A 14837-nucleotide genomic window follows, 5' to 3' on the forward strand; every position below is an offset into this window, starting at 1 on the left:
TGTTTCATCGGACGGTGACGCAAGATGAGTGACAGCATTTCCCGAGGATTGGTCGAATGTCTATTTCTTCTCTGCGTGTCATCGTCCTTGAGGACCATTCATTTCAGCGCTCGATTGCCGTCAGCATGTTGCAGCAATTGGGATGCAAAGAAGTATTCCAGGCTGCGGACGGCGCAGAGGCGCTGGCCGTTTTAGATGAGGTCGGCCCGGTAGACATTGCGCTCTGTGATTTGCGTATGGAGGGCATGGACGGCCTGGAGTTTCTGCAAGCTGTCGGCCATTCGGGGCTTGTAGGGTCGGTGATCATCAGCAGTTCTCTTTCAGTCGATCTACGCCGTACGGTGCGTCAGATTGTTTCCTTGTTAAATCTGGAACTGCTCGGCGATGTCGGAAAGCCGCTGCACTATGAGTCGTTGGAGCAGTTGCTAAAAAAGCACGCCAGTGTGCCGTCTATCGGAACTGTTTCAGTGGATCCGATAACGTTTCCTGACGATGTTCAGGTTTGTCAGGCCTTTGCTGCCAATGAGTTCTGCGCTTTTTATCAACCGAAATTCAACCTGAAGACAGGTGAAGTCACAGGCGTTGAGGTGCTGGCTCGCTGTCGACAACCCTCCGGCGAGGTCCTGTCCCCCGCTTTTTTTATACCGGCTCTGGAACGGTGCGGATTGATGGATGAACTACTTTTCCAGCAACTGCCTCGCGCCTTGGTATTGCAACAGCAACTGAAAAAACTCGGGCATGACCTCAACTTCGCCTTCAATCTGCAAGCTGCGCAATTGTCCAATAGCTCTCTTGCGTCGCAGATCAGGTCGTTGTTAACCGAACATGGCGCACGCGGGTCGGGCCTGACGTTCGAGTTGGTTGAGAGTGGACTGCTGCAAGTGTCAGAAACGAGCCTGGAGTGTCTGTTTCGCTTACGGATGATGGGCTGCAACCTGTCCATCGACGACTTTGGTGCGGGCTTTTCCTCCCTTCAACGGTTGTGTCAGCTGCCCTTCAACGAAATCAAACTGGATGCCGAGTTTGTCCGAACTCTGATGCACGAGCCTCGATGCCGAGCCGTGGTCAGCAGTACCTTGGCCTTGGGTGAAACTTTAGGGATGTCGGTAGTTATCGAAGGCATTGAGACCGATGAGCAACGACAGCAGTTGCTGAACTTGGGTTGTATCCAAGGGCAGGGTTTTTGGCGCGCCAAGCCCATGAGTGGCAACGATTTACTGCAATGGATGGAACAGGCTCAGGAGCCTCTGCAGGGTTTTGGGTAGTCAGGCATCAGCTGTACTCACCTCCTTCCGATTAATGTTGATGGTTCATCACATGACTAATAAAGCCCTGCGAATATTGATTGCCGATGAGCGTCACGACCAGCTCTTGCGCATCGAAAAGTTGTTGAACCGTCTCGATTACTACCGAATCGCTCCGGTCCGTACTTTCGAGGAACTGTCGCTACTGACCAGCAGTACCTATGAACCGTTTGATTTGCTCATAGTGAACAGGGCCCTGGCGTCGTCCTATGGGATAGACATGGACAAGTTTTGTCGTGAGCGACGGCAGATTCTGCATGCGCTTATTTATGAAAGTCCTACTGTGCCCCTGGCACTTTGTCTCGACTGCCTGGGGCGGATCATCTACGCATCACTGGCTGATGCTCCAAACGCCAGCGAGTTAAACATCTTGCTGAATATCATCGATCCGCCACCACGATGGGCCTGTTTGAAGACACTGCCATGGCTGTGTGAGGTCGTCCGGGCTTAATCCATACAACGTTCGATTCGCTCTATGACGGTGCGTAAGGAGGCGTGCATTGCCAGCCGGCAATGCCCCTGTGAACTTCTATTGCCTCTCACTTTCCGGTGAGGAAGGTTTTGAGCATTACTTAATTGAGATCGTCTGGAGGATCTAATGAATATTCAACATACAGGCCGGCGAATGGGGTCTTTGTCCTTGCTGTTCGCTGCGACAGCCTTTGTCAGTGCATGTGCGAGCAATCCGCCACCTAACGAACAGATTTCCTTGGCAAAGAATGCCGTCAGTCGTGCTGTATCTGCCGGGGCAACAGAGTATGCCCCGATGCAAATGAAGTCGGCCCAGGACAAGGTTTTCCTGATGGAGCGCGCCATCGGCGAACAGAACTTTGTGCAAGTCAAAACCCTGGCCGAACAAATCGAGATCGATGCGGCGTTGGCTGAGCGCACTGCACGAACCGTGAAGTCGCAGAAAGAGTTGACGGATGCCCAGAGCGGCATTCAGGTCCTTAAGCGGGAAATGCTCCAGGCGCCTGGTTCGGGCCTGAATCCAGCCTCGACTCAAACTAACTGAGGATTTGACCATGCGTGTTTCATTGTTCCTGCCGACGGTTTCGGTATTTGCCCTCATGTTGGCTGGCTGCGCGGCAACCCCGGAGAACGCTCAACTGGTAGAGGCGCGAAAGTTGTATTCGCAGCTGCAGAGCAAACCTGAATCGAGCACCTTGGCAGCGATAGAAACTCAAGACGCTTTCGTTGCGCTCGGAAAGGCAGACTTGATATCCATACAGGATCGCCGTGCGCCTGAGCTCGACCAACTGGCGTATATCGCCAAGCAAAAAATTGCCTTTGCCGAGCAGACCATTCTCGGGCGTGAAGCGGAAACTGGATTGGGCAACATCGACGTGGAGCGCACCCAGGTACAGCTGGATGTCCGTACTCAGCAACTGAAAGCTTTGCAGGCGATGAAAGCCAAGCAGACGGAGCGTGGCCAAGTGGTGACGTTCGGTGATGTGTTGTTCGATACCGGCAAGGCCGACCTGAAACCCGGCAATCAGCGCAATGTACAGCAACTGGCCGACTTCCTGATCAGCAATCCAGAGCGCAAGGTTCGGATTGAAGGGTTTACCGACAGTGTGGGTGGCGATGTGTTCAACCAGCACTTGTCGGAGCGCAGGGCTGAGAGCGTTGCATTTGCCCTCGAACGATTGGGGGTTGATATAAGCCGCGTGATCACTAAAGGCTACGGCGAGGAGTATCCGGTTGCTGAGGAAGCGACGGCGCAGTCACGTCAACTGAATCGCCGTGTCGAAGTGATCATTTCCAACGGCTCAGCAGCAGTTGATAGCCGCGGCTAAGCGGTAGGGCAACCGAGCAGCGCCACGTGCTAATGCGTTCCGTGTCCAGGCCGCCCAGCCAGTTTGGTTGGGCGGCCTGATTATTTTTAGAGCAGAAAGGACGGCGACAATTCCCATCAGTTCTTTGCCTACCGCTAAATGGGCTGTCCGCGAAAATGAAGCTAAATGATGGTAGGGGGAATGACTGTTTTTGGCCGATTTCTGCCTGTCGCGAAGGGCTGAAATCGATACCAATCAGTCGGTTTTCTGAAAGAGAGGAAGCGGTGACGCGCTTTTACTGGGGCTCCAGATGTGACCATAAAGGACTGCGTCCAGGCCGATAGCTACCTGTTAGCAAGGGCCACTTCCCAAAGCGGACATCAGTGGACCGCAGTATCCAGCGCAGTGCTCGTCGCCACGTCACCCTCTACGATCTGGCAATGGTAGGTGTCGAACTGGACCTTGAGATTGGCCTTGGCGACTGCTTTGCAGATGGCCTGTGCTTGATGTTGGTGGTTGAGGAAAAACCCCGGAATGTCGCGGGTGTTGATCGGCTCCAGCAAAACGGTGATGCCAAGCTTGGCCGTTCATAGACCTGACGGTGCAAGGCCGGGGTTTTTGACGGTTTGTCTCCGCTGACCCATTCCCCTAGCAGGTTAACCTTGGAAATCGAGGCCGGGTCCAGACGGCCCAGCAAGCGTCCGTGGGAGTGATCAGCCAACCGTCTCTAGCCGGGCGCTGATGTTGTGCCGGCACTACCTACCGTGTAGCCACGGCTATACAACAGACCGCCGACGTCACAGATCTCTTCACGCAGGGCGTTTTCGCTGCTCATGTTTGAACTCCCGCCAGTTGTTTAAGAGCCTTGGCGAAGAAATCAGGGCCACCAAAGTTGCCGGACTTGAGCGCCAGGGCCAGTGGTTCCCCAGGCGTACTGACGCATGCGGGCACACCAGGGTCGATTTGCGCACCGATCCGCAATAGCTGGATATTCAGAGCCTGAACCACGGCCCCCGAGGTTTCCCCTCCGGCGACCACAAAGCGACGAATACCTGTCTTGTGCAGCCCGCTGGCTATCCTGCCCATGGCCTGCTCAACCATGTTCCCCGCGCGCTCGGTCCCCAACTCACGTTGTACGGCCTTGACCTCATCCGGGGTGCTGGTGGCGTAGATCAGTACCGTTTCTGCACTGTCACCGGCGAAGGTCAGCGCCTCCTCAACGACTGGATTACCCGCAGCCAATGCCAGCGGGTCGACACGAAAGGCCGGACGACCTGCCTGCAACCAGGTCGCTACTTGCCCATTGGTGGCTTGCGAAGCGCTGCCGGCGAGAACCACTTCGCCGCCTTCCACCCTTGGCACTTGAGCGGCGTCCAGGTCACGTAATTTACCGGCACGACGAAAGTTATCCGGCAAGCCCAGCGCCAGCCCCGAGCCACCCGTCAACAGCGCAAGATCGGCGCAGGCTTCGCCCAATACGTAGAGATCCGCATTGGACAAGGCATCGGCGACCGCCATGCGTATACCGTCGGCGCGAAGCTGCGCCATGCAGGTTCGAATGCTCTCGACTCCCTTGGACACGGTGTCAGAGCGCAGCAGGCCGACTTTGCCCTGGGTCTGCGATTGCAGCACGCGAACCAGATTGGCGTCAGTCATCGGTGTCAGCGGGTGATGCTGCATGCCCGACTCGCTGAGTAATTGGTCCTGTACGAACAAATGCCCGCGAAAGACCGTGCGACCGTTTTCCGGGAAGGCTGGACACGCGAGGGTGAAATCACTGTTCAGTGCGCCAAGCAGGGCTTCGCTTACCTGGCCGATATTGCCGGCCGCGCTCGAGTCGAAGGTCGAGCAGTATTTGAAGAAAATCTGTTCGCAGCCACGCTCACGCAGCCAGCGCAACGCTTCGAGCGCCTCCTTCACGGCATCGGCAGCCGGCACGGTCCGAGACTTCAGGGCGATGACGATAGCGTCGGCGTCGAGCTGGCCGGCGACATCGGCACCGGGTATGCCGATGCTTTGCACGGTGCGCATGCCGCCGCGCACCAGCATGTTGGCAAGGTCCGTGGCACCGGTGAAATCGTCAGCAATGCAGCCCAGCAGGGGGTGGGCAGCGGCAGTCAACATGTTGAGTTCCTCAATCGTGATGCAACGCATCTCGATTTTAGTTCGTCGTGGCAAACAGGGACTTGTGAAACACAGCCCTTTCATGAGCGAAAGTTAACGGTCTCAAATGAGCGTGATTGTGCCGAACGGGCAATCGTCTCCACAATTTCGGCTACCCGATAACCATCCTCAAAAGTTGCGCGCGGCGCAATTAGCTTGCCTGCTGCTACCGCTTCGAGCATATGTCGAGCTTGATGGGCGAAACATTCGTTCCAGCCGAGTGGATGCTGGCCTTGGATGCCGATAGGCAGCCAGAAATCACTGTAGGGATGATCCGCTTGAGTGACCATCTGAGTGCGCGAACCGCGTTTTGGTTCGTAAATAACGAGTTCGTTCAGGCGCTCCATATGAAATGCGATTGAACGCTTGCTCCCGTCAATTTCAATGAAGCCGCCAAGATTATGGGCGCTGGCTACTCGCGACGCTTCGAACGAGGCGCTGGCGCCGTTGTCCAGTTGGGCAACACAGACGAAGGAGTCGTCGTTCACGTCAATCACTTTGCCGGCTGGGTCTTTAGTCCAAGTGTTGGTCATGGCGGCTACCGAGCTCACTTCACCAACCAGGAAACGCGCTTGATCTATATGGTGTGATCCAAGGTCGCCCAGTGCACCAAGGCCTGCTTGCGAACGACTGAAGCGCCAAGACAAAGGATCGCCAGTCACCATGTTGAGTAAAAAGCGGGAGCGAAAATGACGAATTTCACCAAGCTCGCCTGACTTGATCATTTCTCGTGCCAGATTGAGCGCAGGGATTGATCTATGCATGAAGGCGCACATTGCGGTGGCTTCGGTTGCCCCAACTCCTTTCCACAATTGATAAGCCTGATCGGCGGAACCAGCCAGTGGCTTTTCGCAGAATACCGACTTGCCAGCTTGGGCCGCCGCAATTGACGGTTCCGCGTGAAGATGATTGGGCCCGCAGTTGATCAACAGATCAATATCAGCAGCACCTGCCACTTCACGCCAGTCAGTAGTGATGCGTTCGAAACCATAGCGCTTCTGGGCTTCTGCGGCGAGTTCGACATTCTGATCTGCCAGGGCGACCAAGCGGATATCAATTTTGGGCGACCAACTTGCCATAGCGGCATTACGGAAAGCCAATGCGTGCATCTGGCCGATAAAGCCCGCGCCTATTAAGCCAATTCTGATCATCGTGTTTTTTCCTTATTTTGTTTTTGTATGGTGCGAATAGCGCGTCTTTGTGCTGCAAGCGCAACATGATGAGGTTAAGAGCAAATGTCAAATAAATTGTTGACAAAGTTGTCGATGATTCTATGCTGGCCCCAATGCACCTCGCTTGAAGGGCAACCAATAAAAAGAGGCAGACATGAATACAGAATTCTCGCGCCGCCGTTTTGGACAGATCCTGCTAGGAGCCAGCGCTGTACTGGCATGTGGCGGGGTGCTTGGCGCTATCGCTGGTACGGGCAAAAAGATCGCCATCCTGCCAAAGACACTCATTAATGATGTTTTTCAAATCAAGATCGCTGAAGCAGCGGAACGTACTGCAGCAACGCTCGGTATCTCTACCGAACGTTTCAGTTCCAGCAGCGATGTTGCGGTACTAGATCAGATAAACATTATCGAAGCGCTGATCGCCCGTGGCGAGTTTGGCGGTATTGTGTTGGCGCCGACGGTCGCACGGGGCTTAGGTAATGTGGTGCGCAAGGCAAAGCAAGCAGGCATCTTTGTCGTACTGGTTGACGCTAGTACAGACGGCGATGGTCATGTCACGTTGATTCAGGGCGACAACATCAAGGCTGCGGGCGCCGCTGCCGATTTCAGCGCCAAACTGATCAATGCGAAAGGAAAAGTTGCGATGCTGGAAGGTGAGCCTGGCGGCACAACAGCGGCGCAGCGCACGCAAGGTTTTCATGAAGCGCTCAAGAAGTACCCTGAGATTAAACTGGCCAGTTCCATTACTGGACGCTGGACATTGCCGGGTGGGGTACAAGCTACCGAGGCGATTATTACGGCCCATCAGGATATAGATCTTATTTTTGCCGCATCCGACATGATGGCTCTAGGCGCTCGCCAAGTTCTTGAGCGGGAGGCAAAAAAAGCAGAAGCCAAAGGCAATATCGTCCAAGCTAGAAAGTTTTCAGGGGTCAAGATAGTTGGTTTTGATGGCGTTGCCGAAGCGGTCAAACAGATCTGGGAACACAAAATGTCAGGCACTATTTCCTTGTATCCCGATGTAATGGGCAGCGAAGCGGTCGAGATATTGGCGCAATTGATGTCGGGCAAAAAGCAGTCTTCGGATTTTCCCGCACTTATCGACTCCGGTATGTTGCTTGTGACGCCAGAAAATGTTGATGATTACGCCCTGCGGATAGACCTGCAGAAGAGCTAAGTTACTTTAATTGCAAGCAATGCATGACGAGCAAAGCCAAGCAGTTACCCAACTCAGGTCCGATTAATAAAAACACTATCCAAGATAGGAAGAGTACATGTCACTTCTCTCAATTCACAATGTGCGTAAGCAGTTTGGTGCGCTATTCGCGCTCGACGATGTTTCTATCGAGTTCAATGCTGGCGAAGTTGTTGCTTTGCTGGGTGATAACGGTGCAGGTAAGTCGACGCTGATCAAAGTCATTTCGGGTACCTATATACCCGAGGAGGGAGAGATCATATTAGCGGGTGAAAAAATCGAATTTCCTACACCAAAGGCCGCCCTTGAGGCCGGTATCCAGACGGTGTTCCAGGATCTGGCGCTTTGCGACAACCTCAGCGTCGTGGCTAATTTATACTTGGGGCAGGAGCTGCGCAAATCGATATTCCCCGGCCTGTCTTTTTTCGATACTGCACGCATGCGACGCCGAGCCACTGAGCTGCTGGTGGAGCTTGCCGTCGATTTGCCTAGCGTGGATGCCATGGTCAAGGACTTGTCTGGCGGTCAACGGCAATCGGTCGCCATCGCCAAAGCGGTCAACGCCGATTGCCGTGTGATCATCATGGATGAACCGACGGCTGCGCTCGGTGTCGCCCAGACTCGCAAAGTGCTGGCGCTGGTGAAAGAGTTGCGGGCACGTGGCATGGCAATCATTTATGTCACTCACAATATGCACGATGTGATGGAGGTGTGCGACCGCTGCGTGATCATGAAAAACGGTCGCAAAGTCGGCGAGGTGGCGACCTCGGCAATCAGCAAAGAAGAGTTGGCCAACATTATCATCACCGGTGAAATGAAGACTGCTGCCACCGCTCCAATTCAACTTATTGCTTAGGTGCCTTATGTCCGCGAATATTCACTCCAAAACTCCAGCCGAAACACCAGCCGAAAAAGTGTTCTCATTTTCTTTCTGGCATTTATTCGATGTAATCGGCCCCTTGTTGCTTCTGATCGTTATTTTTCTGGTCATAACGCTTATCCATCCAGCGTTCTTCAGCACTGCCAACATGATGACCATCAGCTTGCAGGCATCGGTTAATGCTTTGCTTGCGATCGGCATGACGCTGGTAATCATTTCCGGCGGTATTGATCTCTCTGTCGGCACCATGATGTCGCTGTCGATGGTGGTGATGGCGGTCGCCACTACTTCACTAGGTATACCGATGTCTGGAGCGATGGTTATTGCCATTGGTCTAGGTATAGTAGGTGGCGCCATTAATGGTTTCTTGATTGCCTATGGCCGAATCCCGGCCTTCATCGTCACGCTTGGCATGTTAGGAATCGCTCAAGGAACGGCGTTGAAACTTTCTGGTGGTTATGCATTGTACGGCTTTCCGGAGTGGTTTGATTACATCGGGAATGGTGAACTGCTAGGCATTCCATTCCCGATCTGGATTGTGGCTGTAGTTGCTATCTTGGCTCACTATATATTTACCCAGCGTCCCTTGGGTCGCTACACATATGCGAGTGGGGCCAGCGAAGAAAGTGTCAGGCGTGCAGGTGTCAATGTTAAACGACTAAGAATTAAAATCTACATGTTTGCCGGTTTCACTGTTGGCTGTGCTGCGATTGTGCTGTCGTCACGCGTCAGTTCAGCACATCCTGGGATTGGTCTCGGTTATGAACTAGATGCGATTGCTGCTGCAGTCATTGGTGGCGCTAGTTTGATGGGTGGACGCGGTAGTGTGATGGGAGCGGTTAGCGGCGCTCTAGTCATGGCGACTATCCGCTTTGCCTTGAATGTCTTTGGTATGGATCCATTTTTACAACAGATCGTGGTGGGAGTGGTGCTAATCGGCGCTGTGTATCTCGATACGATCCGTGTTTCATATGAAGCAACTCTTACAAAAGCACGCGCACGACAAAAATGACTATCACTTTCGCACGAGGACACAAACATGTACTCAACTATTTTAACGAAACTCGGCCGCCGTTTGCGGCTTGGCATGGTGGGCGGTGGCTTTGACTCGGTCATCGGCGAAACGCACAGAATTGCTTACCAAACCGATGGTTGCTATGAGCTGGTCGCTGGTGCCTTTTCGATTGATCAAGAAATATCGCGCGCGACTGGCGCGGGGTTGCTGGTATCGCCTGATCGCATTTACGACGATTATCGCGATATGGCGAGGCGTGAAGCGGCGCGTACAGATGGCATCGACGTGGTGGTGATTGCAACGCCGCCCCAAATACACAAAGACGTTGCGATGGCGTTTCTTAATGCGGGCATCGATGTCATCTGCGAAAAACCCCTGACCAAGACCGTCGCGGAAGCGGAGGAACTCGCTGCATGCGTAGCATCGTCGGGGCGTCTGTTTGTACTGACGCATTGTTATTCCGGCTTCCCCATGGTTCGCCATGCGCGTGACCTGGTCAGGTCAGGTGCGCTGGGACGTCTACGCATGATAGAGGTGGAATTTGCTGGCGGTGCGCCGGGAGTATCGGTGGAGGTGGAAGATCCAGCACAGCGACATTGGCGCTTTCGTGCCGCATCGATGGGTAAAGAAGCTGTACTTGGCGAAGTCGGTTCGCATGCTTATCATCTGATGAGCTATATCACTGGCATGCTGCCGCAGCGTTTGTCTGCACGCATGCAGACGTTGGCCGCGCGGCGAGAAGTGTATGACAACGCTTATCTCGATTTCGACTATAAGGAAGGTGTTGTTGGTCGCCTGTGGGCAAGCTATGTCGCCACTGGCAGCCAGCATGGTTTGTCATTCCGTATTTATGGTGACCAGGCTTCGATTGAATGGCGTGAAGAGAATGCCGAATATCTTCATTTTCGACCGCTTCAAACACCAGAGATGATTCTGCGATCGGGGCAGGACGGCACTTCTGATTTTGTCGCGCGCTCTTCGCGTTTCCGGCCAGGGCACCCGGAAGGTTATCCGCTGGCTTTTGCCAATATCTATGCAGAAGCTGCGCTGGCGTTGGTAGCCGCCCGCACCGGTACGGGTAGCTCGGATTTGATGGGCAATCTGCCAACCATTGCCGATGGTGTCGCCGGTATGCGCATGATTGCCGCCGCTACTGCATCAAACCAGAAAGATGGTGACTGGCAACCCTTGTAATTACGAGGTGGCCGTAAAACTGAGTGCAGTACCTTGCTGTTCGTTAGGGTGCTGCCATGTTCTATAAATGTATCGCGCTTTTTTTCTAAAAAACATGGCGGGTGAGTAGCGCGTAATTTAGAGCAATTTTAAAAAGCCTGCGCTCGTCTGCAAACTATGTTTTTACCCAAAGACAACGATCTGTCCAAATACAGAAAAAAGAAGTTGGACAAGTTTGCGTACTTTCTAAATATCAACATGTCCAAGTGATTTAGTTCGCGGTGTCCGATCGAAGTATCCACTTAGCGGATGGGTTTGCAACATTACACTCATCTTTCAACTCGGTAACTGTGTTGCACTTAGCTCTTGCAACCGTCCTGTGCCGCCGGCTAAGTCAATAAAGCGAGTCGTGCTGCTGTGTCGAACATTTAATGTAGGTAAAAAATATGCGAGCAAACGGGTTACAGGAAGTATGGCAGCAGGGCAGATGCGCGTTGAATGCGTGGTTGTCGATAGGCTCCAGTTACAGCGCCGAGGTGGTGGCGCATTTGCCTTACGATGCGGTTACGGTTGACCTTCAACATGGCATGTTTGATATAGAGACAGCGCTCAGTATGCTGCAAGCAATCTCAACTACGGCTGCAGTGCCCATGGTGCGGGTGCCAGCCAATACTGCCTGGCTAATTCAGAAAGTGCTCGACATGGGGGCATATGGTGTCATCTGTCCTATGATCGACACGCGCGACCAGTGCGAAGCTTTCGTAAGAACGATGCGTTATCCCCCTCATGGCGACCGCAGTTATGGCCCGGCGCGCGGTATTTTATATGGCGGTGCCGATTACGTTAACGGTGCTGATGAAGCCGTGCTGTCGTGGGCAATGATAGAAACTAAGCTGGCATTGGAAAATCTTGAACAGATCGCTAGCGTACCGGGTTTGCATGGTCTTTACATTGGACCTAGCGATTTGTCCATGACGCTGGAAGGTGTGATTAGTAATCCACTCTCACCACGAGTAATCAGGGAACTAGAGCGCGTTATCCAGGTTGCCCGCGCTCATAATCTGCGCGTCGGCATTTTTTGTCCAGATGTGGCTTTCGCACGTGTGATGGTGGCGTCTGGTTGCGATTTGGTGACAGTGATGAACGATGCCGGTTTGCTGCGCAAGGCCACGGGAGCAATCATTGCGGAAATGCAGATAACCGCCGACCTATAAACAGTGCGATGTTCCTGACCTATTACATGTAATGGGTCAGGAATAACTATCAGGCCTTAGGATCCGAGTTTTTCACCACGGATATTGATTTCGATGCGGATGCCATTTGGATCGATAACATATATCTGTGCCAGATTTAATGTCGGCGATTCCACTGTTTCGAATTCAATGCCGAGATTACGCAGATGGTGACAAAATGCTACGTAATCGTGCCCCTCAAAAGCGACATGATCGATGGCGCCTGTTTTTCCAGATTGATCGACTTCGACGAAATTTATATGAATGGCCGCCACATCGCCTACGTAAATCCAGGTTCCTGGTCGGCTGACGTCGGGGCGGCGGTGTGGGGCGTTTTCCAGCCCTAGGGCCTCAGTGTAAAACCTGACGGTCTCTTCCGGTTTTACGGTTTCTATATTGTAATGCTCCAGCTTACTAAGTTTCATATTGGGCACCTTTTGTTATGGAATTTCACTGTGGACATTGTCGGACAAATTGTCAACAATACATTTACCACTATCGTTGAAGAATTTTTGGTATTATGCCGGCAGTAAATTGCACTTAGGGCTTACGTAAACAGTGCTGGAAAAAGGGCATGCCAGCGCTGCATACGTAAGCCCCCGGCAATCAAAAAAATCAGGAAATTCTGAGGATCTGGAATGCGTGCAGATGTAGTTCAGCAGTTGGAAGAAGAAATTGTTTTTGGCATTCTTCATTCAAAAGAGAAGCTGGTCGAAGAGGATTTGGCTGCACGATTCAATGAAAAACGTCACGTCATCCGGGATGTGCTCGAGGATCTGCACGCTGCCGGATTAATCACGCGCATCCCGAATCGCGGTGCATTTGTACGCGAACTGACGCCGACTGAAGTGACCGAAATCTATGAGGTGCGGGAGGTAATGGAAGTCGCCGCTGCAATGCGTACGCCGCTGCCAGCGCCAGAACCGATCTTGACGAAAATGCGGGAGATTCAAAATCGCCATTCGGCCGCCATTGCTGCAGGAGATCTGCGTGCAGTGTTCTATCTGAATATCGAATTTCATCAAGCCCAATATTCCGCCTGTAATAATAGCAAGCTGGTCGAGATCATTGTTGATTGCGCCAAACAGGCCCACCTGATCAGGGCAGTCAAATACGCAGATCCAGGACATCTGAAAAAAGTGGAGAGGGATCACTTGGCGATTCTGGCGGCGATGAGCGGCACTGATCGGCAAGCTTTGATCGAAGTGGTGAAAGCACATTTGCCGGACTCTCCCAATGCTTATATTCGTGCTTACGAACAGCGCTACGGGACGCGCCACGACAGTGTTTAGTGAGGCCTGAGGAAACTCTGAGCTAGAGAAAGGTGCGGTTTTGGGGTTTGGGTTAAACACCGCGCTGCAGGCCACGTTGTTTCCCTTGGTGAACCTGTGGATGATGCGAAAACGGGTGTTGGATGGTGAAACATGAGCTTCATGTTGCAAGCCCATCAGCTGAGTGAATTCCTCGATCCTACCTATTCGTTTCTGCGGTCACAGCCGATAATGGCTGGCGGCTGATGCGATTGGTGATGCCAGTGAGGAATTGCAGCAGGTCTTCGTCGCTCACTTCGGCACCAAAGATGTCGTTGAGCGCCTGGATGATCTCCGACAAGCGCTTCTTCTCGGGGGCAGGGCTTTGTCACTGCCAGCCGCAATCGCCGGGTCAAGGCCATAGTCACCGCTCTCTTCGCTGTGCCGCAACTGATGCTCGGGCTTGTCTGCGCTTGTCGGGCTGGAAAAATCCGGCATCAGATCCAGCTGCTCGGTGTAGTCGTCCTCTGAAAGCCCAGTTCGTCCCGTTCTATCACGTTCGTCACTTTGTCAAAGGCTGCTTGGTAACGAGCAGCATACTGCCGCGCACGTCAGCTGGGCCAACGTTAGGCTATCTATTTTGAGTGTCCGTCTGACTTCACGTCGGCCGTTAAGGAGCAAGCGCAGGTGCTGAGAATAACAAGACGGAAGTAGAAGGTTCCGTGGCGGTTGAGAGTCAGACAAGAAGGGTTGCGCTGCATGGTAGGCACCGGAAATGCCTCACCTGAATGTCACACCTCAGTGGCGCACTAGCTGAAACGCTAGCCCTGGACAGCACAACGCCCCACGAATGGGGCGCTGTGCAAGGATAGTGGTGGAGCCGGGGGGATTTGAACCCCCGTCCGCCAGTACTCCGCTGTCGGTACTACATGCGTAGCCGTGTCTATTAAGTTAACCCTCAGCGACCCGACGGGCAGGGTGCTTTGGGCGAGTTGTGTAAGTTTTAGCCGCTTCGTCCACAACGTACTGCACGGCGATTCTGTTCTATATGACAATCACTTTGGGTTTACAGACATCCCCTGATGATTGCTGGACCCGAAGGTACCAGGAGGGAAGGGCTAAGGCTGCTTACGCAGCGAGAGCGTATTCCCCGTAGGTTTCGTCATTGGCAACTATAGAAAGTTGCAACAGTGGATTTACGAGTTCTGTTACCAACTCGGCATGCACCTAAAGTTTCGCAACCGGCGTCGAATCCTAAACGGCCCCGAGCCCATTGCTCTGTGAATCAAAGTGAGCAACAAGCCTGCGCAGTGTACGCCAACGTGGCTCAGAAGGCCAACCCGAAGGTTGGCCTTGAGCGGCTATCAGGTTTTACCGCCTTTGCTCGCGTTCTGGATTTCCTGGATGGTTTGGGTGGTTTCCGATATGCACTTCTCGGTGCCTTCCTTGGTGTTCATCGCCTGGTGGGCCTTGGCTTGCTGGACGCTGGCTTCGACACGGGCACTGATTTCCGGTGCCTGAATTTGTGACTTGGCATTGGCGATGGTCTGCAGGTTGGTTTCACAGAGATCTTCTGAGCCGCCGGCCGCAAACGAGGTGGACGCCATCAGCGAGGCAGTAACGAACAGACCTAACAGTACAGAGCGTTTCATGTGAATCTCCTTGAACTGAG

The 14837-nt window shown here is 53.3% G+C and carries 14 protein-coding genes, 1 other RNA gene and 3 pseudogenes; 10 read left to right on the forward strand and 8 right to left on the reverse strand.

The features are described from left to right. Positions 1–56: 56 nt before the first annotated feature. From ACYZT3_RS04855 to ACYZT3_RS04870, 4 genes are all read left to right on the forward strand, one after another. Positions 57–1265, forward strand: coding sequence for an EAL domain-containing response regulator (locus ACYZT3_RS04855; RefSeq protein ID WP_282374868.1), 1209 nt, complete (start codon positions 57–59; stop codon positions 1263–1265). 52 nt (positions 1266–1317) lie between these two features. Further along, positions 1318–1755, forward strand: coding sequence for a hypothetical protein (locus ACYZT3_RS04860; RefSeq protein WP_282374869.1), 438 nt, complete (start codon positions 1318–1320; stop codon positions 1753–1755). Between the two features lie 174 nt (positions 1756–1929). Beyond that, complete coding sequence (locus tag ACYZT3_RS04865) at positions 1930–2319, forward strand: DUF4398 domain-containing protein (RefSeq protein ID WP_282375322.1); 390 nt, start codon at positions 1930–1932, stop codon at positions 2317–2319. 10 nt (positions 2320–2329) lie between these two features. Beyond that, entirely contained in the window at positions 2330–3103 is a 774-nt protein-coding gene (locus tag ACYZT3_RS04870; RefSeq protein WP_282374870.1) for an OmpA family protein, read from the forward strand. A 374-nt stretch (positions 3104–3477) separates the two neighbouring features. On the opposite strand, the pseudogene ACYZT3_RS04875 reads toward ACYZT3_RS04870, so the two are convergent. The 4 genes and pseudogenes from ACYZT3_RS04875 to ACYZT3_RS04890 form a co-directional block, all read right to left on the reverse strand. Beyond that, positions 3478–3666 (reverse strand): annotated as a pseudogene (locus ACYZT3_RS04875) (TIM barrel protein); the annotation flags it as partial. Beyond that, positions 3666–3917, reverse strand: a pseudogene (locus ACYZT3_RS04880) (class II aldolase/adducin family protein); the annotation flags it as partial. The pseudogenes ACYZT3_RS04875 and ACYZT3_RS04880, both read right to left, overlap by 1 nt. After that, positions 3914–5206 (reverse strand): 3-oxo-tetronate kinase, encoded by a 1293-nt coding sequence (gene otnK, locus ACYZT3_RS04885; protein ID WP_462031626.1) that lies wholly within the window; start codon positions 5204–5206, stop codon positions 3914–3916. The pseudogene ACYZT3_RS04880 and the gene otnK, both read right to left, overlap by 4 nt. 80 nt (positions 5207–5286) lie before the next feature. Further along, entirely contained in the window at positions 5287–6396 is a 1110-nt protein-coding gene (locus ACYZT3_RS04890; protein ID WP_282374872.1) for a Gfo/Idh/MocA family protein, read from the reverse strand. A gap of 175 nt (positions 6397–6571) precedes the next feature. On the opposite strand from ACYZT3_RS04890, the gene ACYZT3_RS04895 reads away from it, so the two are divergent. The 5 genes from ACYZT3_RS04895 (at position 6572) to ACYZT3_RS04915 (ending at position 11897) form a co-directional block, all read left to right on the forward strand. Further along, positions 6572–7597, forward strand: coding sequence for a sugar ABC transporter substrate-binding protein (locus tag ACYZT3_RS04895; RefSeq protein ID WP_462031627.1), 1026 nt, complete (start codon positions 6572–6574; stop codon positions 7595–7597). A 97-nt stretch (positions 7598–7694) separates the two neighbouring features. Next, positions 7695–8471 carry an ATP-binding cassette domain-containing protein gene (locus ACYZT3_RS04900; RefSeq protein ID WP_282374874.1) on the forward strand — a complete coding sequence of 259 codons (777 nt, stop codon included), beginning with the start codon at positions 7695–7697 and terminating at the stop codon, positions 8469–8471. 7 nt (positions 8472–8478) lie between these two features. Beyond that, entirely contained in the window at positions 8479–9507 is a 1029-nt protein-coding gene (locus ACYZT3_RS04905) for an ABC transporter permease (protein WP_282374876.1), read from the forward strand. 27 nt (positions 9508–9534) lie between these two features. Next, a complete protein-coding gene (locus ACYZT3_RS04910; protein WP_282374879.1) occupies positions 9535–10704 on the forward strand; it encodes a Gfo/Idh/MocA family protein in 1170 nt (389 codons plus the stop codon). A gap of 473 nt (positions 10705–11177) precedes the next feature. Next, entirely contained in the window at positions 11178–11897 is a 720-nt protein-coding gene (locus ACYZT3_RS04915) for an HpcH/HpaI aldolase family protein (protein WP_462031628.1), read from the forward strand. Positions 11898–11953: 56 nt separating this feature from the next. On the opposite strand, the gene ACYZT3_RS04920 is transcribed toward ACYZT3_RS04915, so the two are convergent. Next, complete coding sequence (locus tag ACYZT3_RS04920) at positions 11954–12340, reverse strand: VOC family protein (protein WP_282374884.1); 387 nt, start codon at positions 12338–12340, stop codon at positions 11954–11956. Positions 12341–12553: 213 nt separating this feature from the next. Between ACYZT3_RS04920 and ACYZT3_RS04925 the strand changes: the two genes are divergently transcribed. Continuing rightward, positions 12554–13207, forward strand: coding sequence for a GntR family transcriptional regulator (locus ACYZT3_RS04925; protein ID WP_282374886.1), 654 nt, complete (start codon positions 12554–12556; stop codon positions 13205–13207). Between the two features lie 214 nt (positions 13208–13421). Here the strand turns inward: ACYZT3_RS04925 and ACYZT3_RS04930 are convergent. The 3 genes and pseudogenes from ACYZT3_RS04930 to ACYZT3_RS04940 form a co-directional block, all read right to left on the reverse strand. Beyond that, positions 13422–13630: pseudogene (locus tag ACYZT3_RS04930) on the reverse strand (hypothetical protein); the annotation flags it as partial. A gap of 407 nt (positions 13631–14037) precedes the next feature. Then, positions 14038–14431: a transfer-messenger RNA gene (gene ssrA / locus ACYZT3_RS04935) on the reverse strand. Positions 14432–14529: 98 nt separating this feature from the next. Then, positions 14530–14817, reverse strand: coding sequence for a hypothetical protein (locus tag ACYZT3_RS04940; protein WP_282374922.1), 288 nt, complete (start codon positions 14815–14817; stop codon positions 14530–14532). Positions 14818–14837 lie beyond the last annotated feature (20 nt).

The sequence above is a fragment of the Pseudomonas sp. MDT1-16 genome (assembly GCF_054898115.1).